Here is an 18,980-nt window from a genome sequence, read left to right as displayed (position 1 = left end):
TATTGCTAACATGGCCTTCCAATTAATGATGAACCAAAGTGAATTAGTTCATGCCGTATTTTTTCAGTTTCTTACGAAGAGTACCGCGGTTGATGCCCATCATAGTTGCTGCGCGAGTTTGGTTACCGCGAGTGTACTGCATGATGGTGTCTAGTAGTGGCTGTTCTACTTCAGCTAGAACTAATTCGTATAGTTCTGTAACTTCTTGACCGTTTAATTGAGCAAGATAGTTTTTAAGAGACGCTTTAACAGAATCACGTAGTGGCTTTTGCGTGATTTGATCTTGTGAAGTTACTGTAGTTACTGTTAATGCTTCTGAAGTTAGATTTTGTTCGAACATATTCGGTCTAGCTCTTCTCGTAATTATGGTGCAACGTTATCAAAATAACCTTCTAACGCTTCAAGTTGCTCTGCAGCAATATCGATGGCGTTGAAGGTACGGCGAAACTCGTTCGCTTGCTCATGTTCTTTTAGGTACCAACCCACATGCTTACGCGCAATGCGAGGGCCTAAGTACTCTCCATAAAATTCATGCAGAGCATTCACATGACCAAGCATAATGCCTTTTACTTCCTCAGTTGGAAGCTCGGGCATAACGGTGCCGTTTTCCAAATAGTGCTGGATTTCCTGAAAAATCCAAGGACGACCTTGGGCAGGGCGTCCAATCATCAGTGCGTCTGCACCGGTATAATCCAGTACAAATTTTGCCTTCTCTGGGCTATCGATATCACCGTTAGCGATAACCGGGATAGAGATGGCTTGTTTTACCGCCTTGATGCTGTCGTATTCGGCCTCACCTTTGTACATACATGCTTTGGTTCGCCCATGAAGGGCAAAAGCCTGTATGCCGCAGTCTTCGGCTAATTTAGCGATATGGATACAGTTTTTATTTTCTGGATCCCAGCCAGTACGGGTTTTCAATGTCACAGGAACATCCACTGCATTGACCACGGTTTTCAAAATATCTTCGATGATATCTGGATACTGTAGTAAGGCAGAGCCGGCTAGCTTCTTATTCACTTTTTTGGCTGGGCAGCCCATGTTGATGTCGATGATTTGCGCACCGTTTTCAACACTAAACTGAGCGGCTTCAGCCATCAGCTGGGGATCAGCGCCTGCGATTTGTACCGAGCGAATGCCCGATTCGCCTTCGTGTACCATTCGTTGCTTTGATTTCGCAGTCTTCCACAGTCTTGGGTTTGACGACATCATTTCACTGACAGCCATTCCCGCACCATAACGAAGACACAACTCACGAAACGGTCTATCCGTTACACCCGCCATTGGGGCGACGATTAATTTGTTCTTGAGTTGATAATTACCTATTTTCAAAACATCATCACAGTTCTGTACCAGCAAGGGCGCGCATTTTACGCATTTTTTTACTGCGTGAAAAGACTAATATTTGAGCATTTACAAATTGTTTTGTTAATTTGTATAAATTTCAAACTATTATGCGTAAAAACCTTATCTAGCCTTGCTTGCGACCCGAGATGCGACACCACTCACTTTGCTCTTTAATTGGCTCAATGTGAAGCTCGTCACGATAATGATTCGCTACATCTTCTGCTTGAGTGTCTAATACACCCGACATTGCGAGTACACCATTAGGCTTAACTAGCCCCTTAATGATGGGTGCTAAATCACGTAGTGGACCTGCAAGAATATTGGCCACTACCACGTCAGCGATCAGGCCTTCTGGTTGATCTTGAGGAAGGAATACTTCGAGTTGTTCTGCGACGCCATTGCGCTCAGCGTTGTCTTTTGATGCAAGTAGAGCTTGAGGATCAATGTCGATACCAATAACTTTTTCAGCACCGAGTTTGATCGCGGCGATCGCGAGAATGCCTGAGCCACAACCGAAGTCGATAACTGTTTTGCCTTGTAGATCTAGACCTTCTAGCCATTCAAGACATAGTGCTGTTGTAGGGTGAGTACCCGTACCAAAAGCAAGACCAGGATCTAGCATGACATTCACAGCATCCGGCTCTGGGATTTCACGCCAGCTTGGGCAGATCCATAGACGCTCACCAAACTTCATTGGGTGGAAGTTATCCATCCATTCGCGTTCCCAGTCTTTGTCTTCTAGTTGCTCCACTTTGTAAGCGAAACCTTCTGCAAGCATGTTGCTCGCTTTGATTTGGCTCAGCACAAACTGAGTGTCTGCCTCAGCATCATACAGAGCTAGGATGTCGGTATCACCCCACAAGCGAGTTTCACCTGGTAGAGGCTCAAATACCGGCGTGTCTTGTGCGTCTAAAAAGGTCACTGATAGTGCGCCAGTCTCTTCCATTAGCATATCGCCGATCATTTCAGCGTTTTCATTGGTCGCGTTGAGTTTGATTTGAATCCAAGGCATGAGTATGTGCTCTTAACGTGGTTGAATCAGATTAGTGGCGCAGAGTGTAGCAGCCAGAAGCAAAAATGCCCACGTAAGGTGGGCATTTAACTCGATTAAGCAAGAGAATTATTGCAGACCAAGCTTCTTCTCGAGGTAGTGAATGTTTGCACCACCGTGTTGGAAGTTCTCATCATTCATAATCGCTACTTGCAGTGGAACGTTGGTTTTGATGCCTTCAACGATCATCTCACCTAGTGCGTTCTTCATACGGGCAATCGCTACGTCACGGTTTTCACCAAAAGTGATCAATTTGCCGATCATTGAATCGTAGTGAGGTGGCACAGTGTAGCCTGAGTAGATGTGCGATTCCCAACGAACACCCATGCCGCCTGGCGCATGGAAGCGTTCGATTTTACCTGGAGAAGGTAGGAAGCGCTCAGGATCTTCTGCGTTAATACGACATTCAATCGCATGGCCACGGATCTTGATGTCATCTTGAGTGAATGACAGTGGCTGACCTGCCGCAACACGCAGTTGCTCTTTAATTAGGTCTACGCCCGTTACCATTTCAGTTACTGGGTGCTCTACCTGAATACGTGTGTTCATCTCAATGAAGTAGAACTCGCCGTTTTCGTATAGGAATTCGAACGTACCTGCGCCGCGGTAACCGATTTCAAGACAAGCGCGAGTACAACGTTCACCGATGTACTTACGCATCTCTTCCGTGATGCCTGGAGCTGGCGCTTCTTCAACCACTTTTTGGTGGCGACGCTGCATTGAACAGTCACGTTCACCTAGGTGGATTGCACCGCCTTGGCCATCAGCAATCACTTGAACTTCAACGTGACGAGGGTTTTCTAGGAATTTCTCCATGTAAACCATATCGTTGTTGAATGCCGCTTTCGCTTCTGCGCGCGTCATTGCAATCGCTTGAGTTAAATCCGCTTCGCTGCGCACAACACGCATACCACGACCGCCGCCGCCACCAGATGCTTTGATGATGACTGGGTAGCCAATACGCTTAGCGTGTGCTTTGTTTTTTACATCATCATTATCAAGAGGGCCATCTGAACCTGGTACACATGGTACGCCAGCTTTTTTCATCGCTGTGATAGCAGACACTTTGTCACCCATCATGCGGATTGTGTCCGCTTTCGGGCCAACAAAGATAAAGCCACTGCGCTCTACTTGTTCAGCAAAGTCAGCGTTTTCAGATAGGAATCCGTAACCTGGGTGAATCGCTACCGCGCCAGTCACTTCAGCAGCTGAGATGATGCGTGGAATATTTAGGTAGCTATCAATGCCGCGTGCTGGACCAATACAGATAGACTCATCTGCAAGCAATACGTGCTTAAGATCGCGGTCAGCGGTTGAGTGCACGGCTACAGTTTTGATGCCGAGCTCTTTACATGCGCGAAGAATACGAAGTGCAATTTCACCTCGGTTCGCGATGACTAATTTATCTAGCATAGCTTCAGCCTCGATTATTCGATTACAACGAGTGGCTGGTCGAACTCAACTGGCTGTCCGTCTTCAACTAGGATTGCAGTGACTACACCAGATTTATCCGCTTCGATTTGGTTCATCATTTTCATCGCTTCAACGATACATAGAGTGTCGCCTGCTTTTACGCTTTGGCCCACTTCTACGAATGATTTCGCATCTGGACTTGGTGAGCGGTAGAAAGTACCAACCATAGGAGAAAGAACTTGGTGACCCGCAGGTGCTGCCGGAGCCGCTTCAACTTCTGCCGCTGCTACTGGTGCCGCAGCTGGAGCCGCAACTGGTGCAGGTGCTGCTGCGTATTGAATTGGTGCTGCTTGAACAGGTGCTACTGCGCCGTGACGACTAATGCGTACCGACTCTTCACCTTCAGAGATCTCTAGCTCAGCGATGCCAGACTCTTCTACTAGTTCAATCAGCTTTTTAATTTTACGGATATCCATGATTGCTTTCTCTTTTATCTTGTGAGTAAGACAACCCATTCGGGTTGCAGAGTGTTAGGTTACTTTGCCTGCAGGTGTTTGATTGCTGCCGACAATGCAAATTCGTAGCCTTGCGCACCGAGCCCACAAATCACCCCCTGTGCTTTATCTGACAGGTAAGAATGGTGACGGAATGGTTCTCTAGCATGCACATTGGACAAATGTACTTCAATAAATGGAACGGCTACCCCAAGTAGTGCATCTCGCAGCGCAACGCTGGTGTGAGTAAATGCAGCTGGATTGATAATGATAAAATCCACTCGGTTGTAGGCAGCATGAATCGTTTCGATCAGTTCATACTCACGATTCGATTGAAGATGTTCAAGTTCTACATTGGCATCTGCCGCTTGTTGCGACAACGTTGCAACAATTTGATCCAGGGTCTGTGAACCATAATGTGTAGGTTCGCGAAGCCCTAAAAGATTAAGGTTTGGACCATTCAGGAGTAGAATTGTTGATTTTGCTGACATTATGTAGCTATCTTCCTTTATCGTGAGTGAAACGAGACGGTTCCCTAATATACGATAAATCAGCACGATTTTTCAGTGCAAATCGTGCGATTTTTTTAAAATCGTCCACGATTATAGCTAATTCAGAACAATTAGCAGCAATTTACTGGTCTAATCTCCCATATTGGTTTTTATAATCTGTAACCGAGATAACAGAAAAGCGTCTCGAGGGAGTTGTGGTGAAGAAGAATATTCGGTTTCAAGTGTAAAAAAAGCCGCCACAATGTGACGGCTTTGCGTTAAGTGTTGGGCAACTACGCCAACTCAGCCTTTTCAGCGATGAGTTTTTCGACCACACTTGGGTCGGCAAGGGTCGAGGTATCACCTAAGTTGCTCGTATCACCGGTGGCAATCTTACGTAGAATTCGACGCATGATCTTACCTGAACGTGTTTTGGGTAGTGAGTCGGTCCAATGTAAAACATCTGGAGTTGCAATCGGGCCAATCTCTTTACGCACCCAATCTTTAACTTCTTTGTGCAGCTCAGCTGACGGGAACTCGCCGTCATTGAGTGTCACGTAGGCGTAGATTGCTTGGCCTTTAATATCATGAGGAATACCCACAATAGCGGCTTCGGCAATTTTGTCATGGGCAACGAGTGCCGATTCGATCTCAGCCGTCCCCATTCGGTGACCAGAGACATTCAATACGTCATCAACACGACCCGTGATCCAATAGTAACCATCGGCATCGCGGCGTGCGCCATCACTGGTAAAGTACATGCCTTTAAATGTTGAGAAGTAAGTTTGCTCAAAGCGCTCATGGTCACCATAAACGGTACGCATCTGACCTGGCCATGAATCTAGGATTACCAAGTTACCTTCTGCGGCTGTCTCTTCTATGATGTTACCCATGTTGTCAACCAAAGCTGGTTGTACACCAAAGAACGGGCGCGTTGCAGAACCTGGTTTAAGATCAGTCGCACCTGGCAGTGGGGCAATCAAAATACCGCCAGTTTCGGTTTGCCACCAAGTATCCACAATCGGCGATTTTTCGTTACCAATCGTCTTGTAGTACCACTCCCATGCTTCAGGGTTGATAGGCTCACCTACTGAACCCATCACACGTAGGCTGGTGCGTGAAGTCCCTGCAACGGCTTCATTGCCTTTTGCCATCAATGCGCGAATCGCAGTAGGGGCAGTGTAGAGGATATTAACTTGGTGCTTGTCGACCACTTCACTCATGCGGGCAGTACTAGGGTAGTTAGGGACACCTTCAAACAGAATCGTTTTGGCCCCATTGGCAAGTGGTCCATAGATAAGATAAGTGTGACCCGTAATCCAACCGACATCCGCAGTACACCAGAAGGTTTCCCCTTCTTGGTAGTCAAATACGTATTTAAAGGTCATGGTGGCATAAACGAGATATCCACCAGTGGTGTGCAGTACGCCTTTGGGTTTGCCTGTAGAGCCAGAAGTATAAAGAATGAAAAGTGGATCCTCGGCTTTCATCTCTTCAGGAGGGCAAACATCAGATACGTTCGCCGTTGCTTCGTGCCACCAAACATCACGATGCTCGTGCCAGTCAATATCACCACCGGTACGTTTTAGTACCATCACTTTTTCAATGGTTTTTACTTCAGGGTTCGTCAGTGCCTCATCGACGTTTTTCTTCAGCGGCACGGCACGCCCACCACGAACACCTTCGTCAGCTGTCACGACAATTTTTGCGTCAGAGTCAATAATACGTCCAGACAAGGCCTCTGGAGAGAAGCCACCAAAAACTACCGTGTGCACAGCACCAATACGAGTACAGGCTAGCATGGCGATCGCAGCTTCTGGAACCATTGGCATATAGAGACAAACCACATCACCCTTATGCACACCTTGTTCTTTTAGTGCGTTTGAAAACTTACAAACCTCATGGTGTAACTGTTTGAACGTGAGCGTTTTGTCATCCGCTGGATCATCGCCTTCCCAAATGATCGCGACATCATCACCACGTTCGGCTAAGTGGCGATCAATACAGTTTGCTGAAACGTTGAGTGTGCCGTCTTCGAACCAACGAATGTCGACATGACCAGTATCGAATGAGGTGCTTTTGACTTGGGTATATGGCTTGATCCAATCGACCACTTTACCGTGTTCGCTCCAAAAGCCTTCAGGATCGGTGACAGACTGCTGATACATAGCAAGGTAGGTGTCATTATCCGCGTGTGTTGTTGCTTTGATATTTTCTTTTACCGGATAAACGTGGACTTCACTCATTGCTTCTCTCCTTGTGAATTGAGCGACAATTCAAACGCACGAAAGTTGGGTTAGCGTTTGAAATCACATCTTATAATTTCAAGCTTTAAGCTAATAAGCCTGAACCTAGCAATGCTATAACTGTCAATCACAGCGCCTTTTTTCTCAATTAGACTTTAGGATTAATGGCATCGCAGGTGGTCTCTATCGGTTAGTTTTTTCTGCACTACGGCAGGAAAAAAGAGGCTTAACGTTGATAAGGAACACTGAGACTTGGCAAATCCCCTTTGGTCAGTCGAACAAAGACCAGTGCCGCTGAGATTGCGTCTTGTAAGGCATCATGTTTGTCTTGAAGAGGGAGGTCTAAATGCTTACATATCGCGTCTAAACTTAAGTCGAAGTAAGCATTAGGTAAATGTTGCTCCAACTTGTCATGGTAGATCTGGCTCACTTCGATCAATGGATTGGGAAGTGGAAAGCCCAACTGTTTTTTGCAGGCAAGGTCGAGAATCTTCTTGTCATAACGAATATGGTAGCCAACCAAAGGGCGATTGCCGATAAACTCGAGCAACTTAAGTAGCGCCTGCTTTTCATCTATACCGTCTTCAAGATCTTTATGGCGGATTTTGTGGATCTTGACTGACCCAGAATCCAGTGATTGAGGAGCGCGCAGACGGACTTCGAACGGTTTGCTGGTAATAATACGGTTATCAATGATCTTCGTTGCCGCAATGGTCACCAATTCTGCTCGGTTTGGATCTAGACTGGTGGTCTCACAATCCAGTGAGACATATTCACCTTGAGTCACCGCCCCGAAGTAGTGCTGGAAAGGTGAACCTTTGAGTTTGTAATGCCAGTAGCGTCGCTGTAGCCAGTTCATCGACTTCCTCCGCTAATCTCTTATTTGATAATGATAGCCAAGAAACTGCTTAAATTTTTTAACCACGTGTAGGCTATGTCGAAGCAGATCTCTCTCGCTGCGATCTAACTGTTTGAGGTCAATACGGTTATGACTGTGTTGGTTGGTTAACTGCTGTGCCAAGCGCAGTTTAAAGAACAGTTTGAGTGCTTCATTAAGGTTATCTGCCGTATCGGGTTCGAGAATGTTTTTACGCCGTAGAGCTTCAATTCGTTCAAAGGTATTTTTCTCTTCGATACCATATTCGAGCGCCAAGGTACGAATACCATGCACTACAGGAAAGATACCGCCGCTCTTGAGGTCGAGACCTTGCTTGTCTTTCTTAACGTTGCCAAATAGGGTCAAAGGTAATGAAAACTGCAGCGCAGGTCTGGCGAAAACTTGCAAGGTAAGCATGTTATTGAGCATTAGACGTTGTAAGTGTTCACTTACTGGTTTGAGAAGGTCTTTATTACCTGCCACGGCATGGGCGTCTGTCATAATCGCCAACTTCATAATTTGATCGGCATCGGTGGCTTTTGACCACTGTTTGATCGTTTGGCGCCACTCTGTTTGTGATTTTACCCATTGTGGATTGTTAACCATCACATTGCCGGGACACAGTGGATATCCGAGCTGCTGCAGTGTATGGGTGAGCTCATTCATCACGGTTTGGCATTGGCTCCACTCCAAACCATCTTTGATAATCAGCGCGTTGTCTTGGTCGGTTTTGAGGATTTGCTCACCGCGCCCTTCAGAGCCTAAAACGATAAGGCAGCAATGGTCGTGCAAGGCTGGTGGCACGATAAGTTCAAACGCCTTCTCAATGATTTGTTCATTGACTGCGGAGATCAACTCCATGATAAAACGGGTGCGGATGCCATGACCGAGCAAACTATCGACCAATTGGCGCTGTTTGTTTGAGGCAATCGCCAACTCTTCAACGCTAGTCGCTCGTGCAATACTTAAAGTCAGTACATGAGAGTGGGTGGAAAAAGCACTGAGGATTTGGGTCATATCGAGCATACCAACCGGCTGATTACCATCACACACCATTAAGCGTTTCATTCGGTGACGAGTCATCGAAATCATGGCGTTAAACAGAAATTCACCTTCATCAACGTGCATGACAGGAAAGGTCGCGATGTCACCAACGGATGTCTCAAGTGGCAGGCGATCGAGCATGACGGCATGAAGCATGTTTGTACGGGTGATGATGCCGTAAGGTAACTCGTGTGGTGCGTTGACACGACGAGGGTCATCGCTTGCCAGTTCAATTAAGGCTGAATCGACAGCGTTGTCTTTGAGATATTGCGTCACTTGGTCGAGTGGTTGATCGTGTTGCAAAATCCTAGGTGGATGGTAGATGTCACTATCGACTTTAGTGAGGATAAATTCAGCGAGGTTTTGTTGCTGCTGAGCCGCTTCAATCAATGCTTGTCGTTTGGCGAGGTTATTATCGAAGTACGCCGCAAATTGTCCATTCTGTTCATATAGCGAAAGGAAAACATCTTTGGGAAGCAGGTATGACAGGGTATCTTCTAGCGCAATGTAGTTATGACGAACTTCCCCTTCAAATAGAGCGCGTACGTCAAACAAATCATCATTCGCGTAATGAGCAAAGATCTCTTTACCATCAATGGATTGTTCTTCCACGACACCTTTGATCAAGATATGTAGGTGCTTACTGGCCGTTCCGGTGCGTAAAAGGGTATCTCGTCCGCGAAAGTAAGCGACATCCAGTGATGCTCTCAGTGTTTGCTGCTGCGCTTCATCAAGCCGGTCAAATGGCGGGGATTGCATGTTGAACTTATCTGGCATGGCACACCTGTAAAAACAATCTAACTACTAACCAGTGTGACAAATCATGCTACTTTCGCTAGACGACTTTGGTCGAAATGAAGCTTCGATATTCGTTTAACTTGATGTTGGAGAGGCGTTATCTGGCGTTCATCACAAAGGGGGAACGGACATAATTTGAATGTTCCCTTTTTATCCAAAGGCTCTCGGTGGATAATACGTCCAGCGAATTATCTATTTAAGAGGTCACCATGTTCACCCCTTCGCCTTATGGCTGGATTTCTCAATATCTGATCGGTTTCTTTTTTGCCTATGGTGTCTATCTACCATTTTGGGCGCTTTGGTTCGAAGAACAAGGCGTGTCAGCATCAGATATCGGTATTCTCGTTGGTCTTGGTTTTGCCACTCGTTGTGTAGCTAATCTTGTTTTAACGCCGCGTATCCATAAAGTGGAGCACTTAATGCCAGCTTTGCGCATTTTGAGTTTTGCTGGGTTATTGTTTGTTGGTTTCCACTTCTTTACTGGTGGGAGCTTCTGGCTTATGGCTGTGGCAACGGTGTTGTTCAACTTGTGCTGTGGTCCCATCGTTCCTATCTCTGATGCGATGGCGAACTACTATGGCCGCTTAAAAATGCTGGACTATGGACGCACGCGTTTATGGGGTTCTATCGCATTTATTGCCGGTTCCACCATCGTTGGTTATCTCGTCTCGCTTTACGGTACAGACATGATCTTGTACACCGCATTAGCGGGCATGCTTATAGCACTACTGTTCTCTATGCGCGCGATTAATCCAATGCCCGTAACGGATACGCAAGAGCATATGGAGCGCCCTAAACTGAGCGAACTGTTACGAGAAAACAGTGTCATTCGCTTCCTCGCTTTGGTCGCATTGATTCAAGGGAGTCACGCCGCTTATTACAGTTTTAGTACTATCTATTGGAAAGAAGCGGGATACTCCGAAGCGATTATTGGCTACTTGTGGAGTTTGGGAGTCGTCGCTGAAATTATCATATTTGCCTTGAGTAAGCGTTTATTTGTTGGTTGGAGCTTACGTGCACTGTTTGTTGTTGCTTCAGTTGGTGTTGTTGTCCGTTGGGGATTAACGGCTTCGACGACAGCTTTGTTGGCATTAGTCGCGATTCAGTTGCTGCACGGTGTGACTTTCGCTGTTGCCCATATTGCCGCGATCCAGTATATCCAAGCGTCACCGCCGAACCGCATGGTAGCGTTGCAAGCGCTGTACAATGCGATTCCTTTAGGTGCATTTATCGCTCTTATGACCGCATTAAGTGGTTGGGGTTATGAAAATTGGGGAGCTAATGTGTTCTGGGCGATGGCTGCCATGGGCGTGCTTGCCCTGTTTATTCGCGCTGAGCCTAAAAGTACCCGCAAAAGCGATTCACTAAATAAAGCGGAGCTTGAAGCACAGAATTAGCCTTATCTGATTGATATTTATACACTCTGTTAGTTTAATAACAGATAACTAACAGAGTGTAATTTAAGGATATCGCATGCAAGGATGGCTAGTGATTCCCGTATCATTGTTGTATCTCGGTCTGCTATTTTGGATCGCGTGGTATGGAGACAAACAACGCAGTTGGCTGGCTAAATGGCGGCCATGGATTTACAGCTTATCTATCGCAGTTTACTGCACCTCTTGGACATTTTATGGCACCGTAGGGCAAGCCAGTAGTAACCCTTGGTCGTTCCTTCCTATCTATATCGCTCCCATTATCGTGTTTACGCTCGGCTGGCGCATACTCGCTAGACTGATCATCGTTGCCAAGCGCGAACATATTACCTCGATTGCGGATTTTATAGCGGCTCGTTACGGTAAGTCGCAAGGTCTTGCGGTGGTGATCACCTTGATTGCCGTGGTTGGTATTTTGCCTTATATCGCTTTGCAACTGCGTGGTATTACCATGGGGCTGGAGGTGGTCGCGCCAACATTAAAGCAGCAAGGGCTATTCTCCACTGTGGATGCATCATGGTTTGTCGTGTTGGCGCTGGCGGTGTTTACAATGCTATTTGGTACTCGCCATATTGATAATACGGAGCACCATCGCGGAATGATGATGGCGATAGCATTTGAATCTATCGTCAAGCTGGTCGCGTTTATGACGGTCGGCTGCTTTATTTTATTTCTAGCACTTAATCGAGATGACCTCGTTCTGATGGATTTAGCGGCGCAGACCTACCAAGCGCCCAATTGGCCGACTCTGATTATCCATACTGTGCTTACCATGATGGCAATTCTTTGTTTACCTCGTCAGTTTCATACCATGGTGGTTGAGAACGAACGACCACAAGATCTCCATACGGCAAGATGGTTATTTCCTCTCTATTTAATCTTAATGAGTCTGTTTGTGCTGCCTATTGCATGGGTAGGGCAAGGTTTATTGGCTGGCGTGAGTGCAGACACTTATGTGATTAGTTTGCCGATGTCTGTGGGTGCGACAGATATGGCATTACTTGCCTTTTTAGGAGGCACATCGGCGGCGAGTGGAATGGTGATTGTGTCGACTATTGCACTTGCAATTATGGTCTCGAATGACTTGGTGATGCCGTTATTGTTACGCAGAATGCGCTTGAACCACCGCGGACATAGACAGTTCTCAGGCCTGCTGCTGGTGATCCGCCGCGCGCTAATTTTACTCTTGTTGCTTGGCGCATGGGGGTTTTATCAAGTGCTAGGCAATATTCCGTCGCTATCAGCGATTGGCTTTCTTTCGTTTGCGGCGATAAGCCAGTTTGTGCCAGCCCTAATTGGCGGGATGTATTGGCGACAGGGTAATCGAAAAGGGGTGTATGTTGGGCTGTTCTTTGGCTTTACGTTATGGCTGATCACCTTGATGAATGCCACGGACCTGTTGGCAGGCTCGAGTCAAAACAACATTCTATTGTGGCTGATCGAACCACCAAGCCTATTGCGAGATGTAGGGCTACAAACTTCTGACTGGGGTATTGTACTGAGCTTAACCGTGAACAATGTGTGTTACGTGTTGATCTCGCTCGTGACAAGAGCAAGTTTGAGTGAGCGTCTACAATCGGCATCTTTTATAGGTACGCCATTGCCTGAAAGCGAAAACATGAGCATCTATCAAAGCCGAGTTACCGTGGCGGAGCTTGAGATGTTGGCTTCACGCTTTGTTGGTCGACACCGTGTGCGTAGCGCTTTTAAGCAATATTGGGGACAACAACGGCAAACGTTGATGCCCAATCAGCAGGCTCCATCCAGTTTGATTCGCCATACAGAACGTGTCCTTGCTGGAGTATTTGGTGCCTCTTCCGCTAAGTTAGTACTTACTTCTGCACTACAAGGCAGAAACATGCAGCTTGAAGAGGTGGCGACAATCGTTGATGAAGCCTCTGAACTGTATGATTTTAGTCGTGGATTACTGCAAGGTGCCATTGAGCATATTGGTCAAGGGATTGCGGTCGTCGACAAGCAACTCAGGCTGGTGGCATGGAATCAACGTTACTTGGAGTTATTTGAGTTTCCCGCAGGATTGATCCAAGTTGGACGTCCAATTGCGGATGTCATTCGTCACAATGCGCAGCAAGGGTTGTGCGGCCCCGGTGATGCGGAAGGGCACGTGCGCCGGCGAATCTACCATCTTGAGCAAGGTACGCGCCATACTTCGTCACGAGTGCGCCCTGATGGGCGAGTGATTGAAGTTCAAGGCAACCCGATGCCCGGTGGCGGGTTTGTGATGAGCTTTACTGATATCACCGTCTTTCGTGATGCAGAGCAAGCGCTCAAAGAAGCTAATGAAACACTGGAAGAGCGAGTTAGAGAGCGGACTCAAGAGTTGGAGAGTCTCAATAAGCAGTTGGTGACAGCGACACAACGCTCAGAGCAAGAATCACGTTCTAAATCTCGCTTTTTAGCTGCGGTGAGTCATGATTTGATGCAGCCTTTGAATGCTGCGCGTCTATTTGCTTCTTCTTTGTCAGAAGTGGCGAAAGAGAGTGAAACTAAGCAGTTAGCCAATCATATTGAGAGTGCTTTAGGGGCGGCGGAAGATCTGATTGGTGATTTGTTGGATATTTCGCGATTAGAGTCCGGCAAGCTCGATGTTAACGTGCATGGTTTTGCAATTAACGATGTTTTAGCCAATCTCGATGCCGAGTTTAGTGCGTTGGCAAAACAGCAGAACATCGAGTTTAGTATGGTGCCGAGTCAGTTGCTGGTTGAATCGGATCCTAAGCTGTTGCGACGCGTGGTGCAGAACTTCTTAACAAACGCTTTCCGTTATAGCCCTAAAGGCAAAGTAATACTGGGTGTACGTCGCTTTGGCGAGGATGTGCGTATCGAAGTATGGGATAACGGTGAAGGGATCAGCGAAGATAAGCAACAAGAAATTTTTGAAGAGTTTAATCGCGGTAATCAGGTTCGTTCTGATCAAGGACTTGGGTTGGGACTGGCGATTTCAAAAGGGATCGCTAATGTGTTAGCGCACAAAATTTCTATGCGCTCATGGCCTGGTAAAGGAAGTGTCTTTTCGATCAGCCTAAAACGGGCAGCGTTTGTCGCACCTCAAGCGGTCGCCTCACCAGTGCAACAAGCTTCTGACTTAAGTCATATCAAAGTGCTATGTGTCGATAACGAAACGGATATCTTAATTGGAATGGAAAAACTGCTGGCTCGTTGGGGTTGTGAAGTTCGTTGTGCAACAGATATCGTCGAGAGTATGAAGGCGATAGAGGAAAACTGGCTACCCGATGTCATTCTGTCAGATTATCGTCTCGAGAATGGACGAACGGGATTAGAAGTTCTTCAGCAATGTCGCCTACGTCTTGGCGATAGTTTTATTGGTGTGATCATCAGTGCCGACCGCACACCAGACATGCTCGATGGAATAGAATCCAATAACTTTAGCTTTATTCCTAAGCCCGTTAAGCCTTTGAAACTAAGAGCGATACTTAATCGTATCGCCTAGTTTGAATGACAGAATTCAGATTATTGCTCACTAAGCAGCGTTTCGTATTTCACAAACGCTGTTTGTGTGTCTCCGTAGTACAACACGCCATCGGCTTGGGCAGCAACGCGCAACCAACTTTGCTCAGAGTTTGGTGCTGAAAGCTTGATATACCAACTTTTTCCATCACTGCTGCTTGGTTGCATGTCGATAGGCTTTGCTTGCTGATCAGGGCTATCAACTAAAGAAAGCTTGATCCCTTCAAGGGGGTACGCTGAGGTTAATGACAATTCGAGTTCGTTCTCGGTCAGGTTTTCAGAGCGGAATTTGATTTTAAACTCACCATTTTCCATATCGCAAATTCCACTGGTGTAGCGACAGTTTGATTTGCTCAGTAGCTTATAACTTTGCCCCTCTTTGGCTGCATGTGGCTTTTCACTCAGGGCAAGGTCTGTACCGAAATAGGCAATGATAGAGAGAATTGGAGCGACCAACAGGGCGATAATGATGTGTTTATTCTTAAACATAGGGCTTCCTTGCTACTACGACGGGCTAAAATTTTATACCTAATAACTCATAAGCTTACTGAGATAAGTTATTGGGTATAGAACTTTATTTAAACAGACTAAGAGGAATAAAAAAGCCCCCGCAGGGGCTTTTGTGCTTTGGGTTAGATTTTAATGGTCTACCGCATCGCCTGCACCCGCAGGTACACGTACGTGTTCAACCAAATCTTTTACTTCTTGTGGTGTTTCTGCAGTGACTTTCGATACCGCAAATGCCACGATGAAGTTGAATAGTGCACCGATAGCGCCAAACGCATTTGGTTCAATACCTAGGAACCAGTTACTGCCCCAGCTTTCTAGGTATTTCCAATCAGCAACGAACAGGATGCCTTTGTGTTGGAATACGTAGAATAGCGTAATACTGATACCTGCGATCATGCCGGCAATCGCACCTTCTTTGTTGATGCTCTTACTAAAGATCCCCATCATCAGTGCTGGGAAAATGGACGAGGCGGCGAGACCAAATGCCAGAGCTACGGTACCGGCGGCAAAGCCCGGTGGATTGAGGCCTAAGTAGCCAGCAACCCCGATTGCCACTGCCATGGATATCCGGCTGGCGAGTAGCTCTTTCTTCTCCGAAATATTGGGGTTGATGACGCCTTTGATTAAGTCATGGGATATCGCCGAAGAGATAGCCAACAATAGACCCGCTGCGGTTGATAGTGCGGCAGCCAAGCCACCAGCGGCAACAAGTGCAATCACCCAATTTGGTAGTTTTGCAATCTCAGGGTTAGCAAGAACCATGATATCACGGTCAACTTTTAGCTCATTCGTTGCAGGGTTTGATGTGTATTCAATCAGACCGTCGCCATTTTTGTCGTCAAAGCCAAGTAGTCCGGTCTTTTCCCAGTTCTTAAACCAGTCAGGACGCTCATCGTAAGCAAGGTGTTGTCCTGGTGCAGGGTTCACCGTATCCATCAGATTCAGACGTGCCATTGCTGATACAGCTGGAGCTGTTGTGTAAAGAATCGCAATGAAGACTAGCGCCCAACCTGCAGAAGTTCGAGCATCACGCACCTTAGGTACCGTGAAGAAACGAATAATTACGTGCGGTAAGCCTGCGGTACCAATCATTAGTGACATGGTGTACACAAACATGTTGAGAGTGTCGCCCCGAACTTGAGTGGTGTATTCACTAAAGCCGAGCTCTGTCACGACTTGGTCGAGCCTATCGAGTAGATAGACATCGGTGCCAGCGATTGTACTGCCAAGCCCAATTTGTGGTAGAGGGTGTCCAGTCAGTTGCAGAGAGATAAAGATTGCGGGAATAGTGTAGGCAAGAATGAGTACGCAATATTGAGCAATCTGCGTGTAAGTAATGCCTTTCATGCCGCCCATAACTGCGTACATAAAGACAATACACATACCGATCAATAGACCTGTTGAGTAGTCAACTTCGAGGAAGCGACCAAATGCCACGCCAACCCCTTTCATCTGACCGATTACGTATGTGACCGATGCGATGATCAAACAGACAACGGCTACAATGCGTGCTGCATTCGAGTAGAAACGTTCGCCGACAAACTCTGGTACTGTGAACTTACCGAACTTACGTAGGTAAGGGGCGAGTAATAGAGCAAGCAGTACGTAACCACCGGTCCAACCCATTAGGAAGACCGAGCCACCGTAACCCATAAAGGCAATCAAACCAGCCATTGAGATAAATGAGGCGGCAGACATCCAGTCTGCGGCAGTCGCCATACCATTTGCAATTGGGTTTACGCCACCACCGGCTACGTAGAACTCTTTGGTTGAGCCAGCACGAGCCCAAATTGCAATACCGATGTAGAGGATAAAGGTCGCCCCTACAACTAGGTAAGTGATAGTTTTCAAATCCATCTGAGCTACTCCTTACTCATCTACATTAAATTCGCGGTCGATCTGACGCATCTTCCACGCATAGTAGAAAATGATTCCGAGGAAGGTATAGATGGAGCCTTGTTGAGCAAACCAGAAGCCAAGTTTGTAGCCACCAATTTGAAATTGGTTAAGCACATCAACAAATAAGATGCCACAGCCAAAAGATACGACAAACCAAACGACCATCAAGCCGATCATCAGTCTTACGTTCTTTTCCCAGTAGGCTTTGGCTCGTTCCTGACTTTCAAACGCCATTGCCGTCTCCTTACGCATGTTTGTTGTTAAGAAAATGTTTCACGATTTACAATAGCAGTGTCGTGACAGGATCTCTTTTCAACTTTAGTCGGCAATGGTTTTTGAAAAAGTTACTTTAAAACAGTGTCTTGTTGTAAGTGGTTTTGAATTGTTGATGTTAATTTTGTGTTAACTAAGCCAAAGGTCTAATGTGATGGTGGTGGGAATACCGGATTGATCACACAAAATAGAAGTCACGAATGCCCATCAGTAGATTATTCAGAGCGACTGCCGCCAAAATTAACCCCATTACACGGCTAATAATCGCCGCACCGACGTTACCAATGATTTTGTGGATATGGCTGGCGAGCAGCAAAAACAGCAAAGTGATCAACAACACTGACAGCATGACGCTGGCCGTAATCGCCTGATCGACAATCGAGTAGCGATGATTATCCGTTAGCATCACAATTGCCATCATCGCTCCAGGAGAAGCGATTGAGGGCATCGCGAGGGGGTAGACGGCAAGATCGGCCAACTCAGAGCGGCTAAGTTCTTGGGTGAGCTTTTTTTCTTGCTCGGGTTTACTCTCGCCAAAAATCATCGTTAAGGCGAATAATAGTAATACCAAGCCGCCCGCCGCTTGAAAAGCGGGTAGAGGAATCTGCATCGCTTCCAATAACAGTTGACCTGCGACGAGGAAAAAGAGCAGTAAACCTGTTGCGATTGCGACGGCTTTTAAGGCAACCACACGTCGTTGCTTCAGTGAAAGGTGCTGGGTTTGAGAAAGGTAAACGGGCACGGTGCCGACGGGATCAATTACCGCCCACAATACGACAAATTGAGTAAGAATAATGCTAAGCAAGGTGATCTCCCAGAGTTACACAGTGAGATAGATAGGAGGAGCTAGGCACTGCTATCTAAAAACAAACAGAGGGATAGGTGTCGCGGTGACACCAACTCGTGAAGTTTAGCAAAAAAAGTGCGAGCGAAAGTTAGCCCAGAGTTAATTAACCTTCTGATTCTAGTTGTTGGAGTAAAATTACTGCTTGAGTTCGATTTTTTACCCCTAGTTTGCGGAAAATCGCCGTCATGTGGGCTTTGATTGTTGCTTCAGATACATTTAACTCATAAGCAATTTGCTTGTTGAGCAACCCATCAGATAGCATTCCGAGTACTTTATATTGCTGGGGAGTCAGAGTGGCTATTTTCTCAGCCAAGTCTGTGCAGGCCGCATTGTTGGTAATTGAACCTGCAGGGAAGAAAGGTTCGCCATTCAGTACTTGATTGAGCGCTGAAATCAACTCTCGCATATCACTTGATTTAGGAATAAAACCAAACGCGCCATGGCTTTTCACTTGAGTGACTACCGCCGGCTCTTCACTGGCTGAAACGACCACAATCGGCAAGTCTGGGTATTCTGCCCGCAATTGCATTAACCCAGACATCCCATTGGCGCCGGGCATTTTCAGATCGAGCAATAACAAGTCTGGCTCTAACTCTTTGCTCAACAGTGCCAACAGTGCTTCCAATGAATCTGCTTCCAGCAGGTTTGCGCCGCTTATCGCCATGTGAATGGCCTGAAAGAGCGCATTGCGAAAGAGTGGGTGGTCGTCAGCAATAATAATCGTGTAAGTCGAGTCCATGACGTTAATCACTTATTGTTATTTGGTTA

16 protein-coding genes are annotated in these 18,980 nt (G+C 46.6%); 2 read left to right on the top strand and 14 right to left on the bottom strand.

The window, feature by feature from the left end:
* Positions 1-43 precede the first annotated feature (43 nt).
* From fis to GZK95_RS13830, 9 genes are all read right to left on the bottom strand, one after another.
* Positions 44-340 (bottom strand): DNA-binding transcriptional regulator Fis, encoded by a 297-nt coding sequence (gene fis / locus GZK95_RS13870; RefSeq protein ID WP_000462885.1) that lies wholly within the window; start codon positions 338-340, stop codon positions 44-46.
* A gap of 23 nt (positions 341-363) precedes the next feature.
* Positions 364-1,332 (bottom strand): tRNA dihydrouridine synthase DusB, encoded by a 969-nt coding sequence (gene dusB, locus GZK95_RS13865; RefSeq protein ID WP_075708821.1) that lies wholly within the window; start codon positions 1,330-1,332, stop codon positions 364-366.
* Positions 1,333-1,471: 139 nt separating this feature from the next.
* The gene (prmA, locus tag GZK95_RS13860) at positions 1,472-2,359 is read right to left on the bottom strand and encodes a 50S ribosomal protein L11 methyltransferase (RefSeq protein ID WP_075716484.1); all 888 of its coding nucleotides are present in this window, start codon (positions 2,357-2,359) and stop codon (positions 1,472-1,474) included.
* Positions 2,360-2,467: 108 nt separating this feature from the next.
* Positions 2,468-3,811 (bottom strand): acetyl-CoA carboxylase biotin carboxylase subunit, encoded by a 1,344-nt coding sequence (accC, locus tag GZK95_RS13855; RefSeq protein ID WP_075716485.1) that lies wholly within the window; start codon positions 3,809-3,811, stop codon positions 2,468-2,470.
* 14 nt (positions 3,812-3,825) lie between these two features.
* On the bottom strand, positions 3,826-4,287 hold the full coding sequence (gene accB / locus GZK95_RS13850) for an acetyl-CoA carboxylase biotin carboxyl carrier protein (protein WP_075708787.1): 462 nt from the start codon (positions 4,285-4,287) through the stop codon (positions 3,826-3,828).
* A gap of 59 nt (positions 4,288-4,346) precedes the next feature.
* Entirely contained in the window at positions 4,347-4,796 is a 450-nt protein-coding gene (gene aroQ / locus GZK95_RS13845) for a type II 3-dehydroquinate dehydratase (RefSeq protein ID WP_075716486.1), read from the bottom strand.
* Between the two features lie 293 nt (positions 4,797-5,089).
* On the bottom strand, positions 5,090-7,042 hold the full coding sequence (gene acs, locus GZK95_RS13840) for an acetate--CoA ligase (protein ID WP_075708789.1): 1,953 nt from the start codon (positions 7,040-7,042) through the stop codon (positions 5,090-5,092).
* 226 nt (positions 7,043-7,268) lie between these two features.
* The gene (locus tag GZK95_RS13835) at positions 7,269-7,901 is read right to left on the bottom strand and encodes a 3'-5' exonuclease (protein ID WP_075716487.1); all 633 of its coding nucleotides are present in this window, start codon (positions 7,899-7,901) and stop codon (positions 7,269-7,271) included.
* Between the two features lie 12 nt (positions 7,902-7,913).
* Positions 7,914-9,740: a DUF294 nucleotidyltransferase-like domain-containing protein gene (locus GZK95_RS13830; protein ID WP_075716488.1), complete on the bottom strand. Its 1,827-nt coding sequence runs from the start codon at positions 9,738-9,740 to the stop codon at positions 7,914-7,916.
* Positions 9,741-9,970: 230 nt separating this feature from the next.
* Between GZK95_RS13830 and GZK95_RS13825 the strand changes: the two genes are divergently transcribed.
* Positions 9,971-11,158 (top strand): 3-phenylpropionate MFS transporter, encoded by a 1,188-nt coding sequence (locus tag GZK95_RS13825; protein ID WP_075716489.1) that lies wholly within the window; start codon positions 9,971-9,973, stop codon positions 11,156-11,158.
* A gap of 76 nt (positions 11,159-11,234) precedes the next feature.
* Complete coding sequence (locus GZK95_RS13820) at positions 11,235-14,666, top strand: hybrid sensor histidine kinase/response regulator (protein ID WP_075716490.1); 3,432 nt, start codon at positions 11,235-11,237, stop codon at positions 14,664-14,666.
* A gap of 20 nt (positions 14,667-14,686) precedes the next feature.
* On the opposite strand, the gene GZK95_RS13815 is transcribed toward GZK95_RS13820, so the two are convergent.
* The 5 genes from GZK95_RS13815 to GZK95_RS13795 all read right to left on the bottom strand — a co-directional run bounded on the left by GZK95_RS13815 (position 14,687) and on the right by GZK95_RS13795 (position 18,951).
* Complete coding sequence (locus GZK95_RS13815) at positions 14,687-15,172, bottom strand: hypothetical protein (RefSeq protein WP_075716491.1); 486 nt, start codon at positions 15,170-15,172, stop codon at positions 14,687-14,689.
* A 150-nt stretch (positions 15,173-15,322) separates the two neighbouring features.
* Entirely contained in the window at positions 15,323-17,050 is a 1,728-nt protein-coding gene (locus GZK95_RS13810) for a sodium:solute symporter family protein (RefSeq protein ID WP_075716492.1), read from the bottom strand.
* A gap of 12 nt (positions 17,051-17,062) precedes the next feature.
* Complete coding sequence (locus GZK95_RS13805) at positions 17,063-17,326, bottom strand: DUF4212 domain-containing protein (protein ID WP_075708796.1); 264 nt, start codon at positions 17,324-17,326, stop codon at positions 17,063-17,065.
* 217 nt (positions 17,327-17,543) lie between these two features.
* On the bottom strand, positions 17,544-18,170 hold the full coding sequence (locus tag GZK95_RS13800) for a MarC family protein (RefSeq protein WP_075708797.1): 627 nt from the start codon (positions 18,168-18,170) through the stop codon (positions 17,544-17,546).
* 145 nt (positions 18,171-18,315) lie between these two features.
* Entirely contained in the window at positions 18,316-18,951 is a 636-nt protein-coding gene (locus GZK95_RS13795; RefSeq protein ID WP_075716493.1) for a response regulator transcription factor, read from the bottom strand.
* Between the last annotated feature and the right edge of the window lie 29 nt (positions 18,952-18,980).

It is taken from the genome of Vibrio panuliri, assembly GCF_009938205.1.
In the GTDB taxonomy this organism is placed as follows: domain Bacteria; phylum Pseudomonadota; class Gammaproteobacteria; order Enterobacterales; family Vibrionaceae; genus Vibrio; species Vibrio panuliri.
This window is presented reverse-complemented; position numbering and strand designations above follow the sequence as displayed.

What these genes read in the sequence shown, in the direction of transcription:
- fis (WP_000462885.1), bottom strand. Translation starts at nt 340, where the DNA reads ATGTTCGAACAAAATCTAACTTCAGAAGCATTAACAGTAACTACAGTA.
- prmA (WP_075716484.1), bottom strand. Translation starts at nt 2,359, where the DNA reads ATGCCTTGGATTCAAATCAAACTCAACGCGACCAATGAAAACGCTGAA.
- accC (WP_075716485.1), bottom strand. Translation starts at nt 3,811, where the DNA reads ATGCTAGATAAATTAGTCATCGCGAACCGAGGTGAAATTGCACTTCGT.
- accB (WP_075708787.1), bottom strand. Translation starts at nt 4,287, where the DNA reads ATGGATATCCGTAAAATTAAAAAGCTGATTGAACTAGTAGAAGAGTCT.
- aroQ (WP_075716486.1), bottom strand. Translation starts at nt 4,796, where the DNA reads ATGTCAGCAAAATCAACAATTCTACTCCTGAATGGTCCAAACCTTAAT.
- acs (WP_075708789.1), bottom strand. Translation starts at nt 7,042, where the DNA reads ATGAGTGAAGTCCACGTTTATCCGGTAAAAGAAAATATCAAAGCAACA.
- GZK95_RS13835 (WP_075716487.1), bottom strand. Translation starts at nt 7,901, where the DNA reads ATGAACTGGCTACAGCGACGCTACTGGCATTACAAACTCAAAGGTTCA.
- GZK95_RS13830 (WP_075716488.1), bottom strand. Translation starts at nt 9,740, where the DNA reads ATGCCAGATAAGTTCAACATGCAATCCCCGCCATTTGACCGGCTTGAT.
- GZK95_RS13825 (WP_075716489.1), top strand. Translation starts at nt 9,971, where the DNA reads ATGTTCACCCCTTCGCCTTATGGCTGGATTTCTCAATATCTGATCGGT.
- GZK95_RS13820 (WP_075716490.1), top strand. Translation starts at nt 11,235, where the DNA reads ATGCAAGGATGGCTAGTGATTCCCGTATCATTGTTGTATCTCGGTCTG.
- GZK95_RS13815 (WP_075716491.1), bottom strand. Translation starts at nt 15,172, where the DNA reads ATGTTTAAGAATAAACACATCATTATCGCCCTGTTGGTCGCTCCAATT.
- GZK95_RS13810 (WP_075716492.1), bottom strand. Translation starts at nt 17,050, where the DNA reads ATGGATTTGAAAACTATCACTTACCTAGTTGTAGGGGCGACCTTTATC.
- GZK95_RS13805 (WP_075708796.1), bottom strand. Translation starts at nt 17,326, where the DNA reads ATGGCGTTTGAAAGTCAGGAACGAGCCAAAGCCTACTGGGAAAAGAAC.
- GZK95_RS13795 (WP_075716493.1), bottom strand. Translation starts at nt 18,951, where the DNA reads ATGGACTCGACTTACACGATTATTATTGCTGACGACCACCCACTCTTT.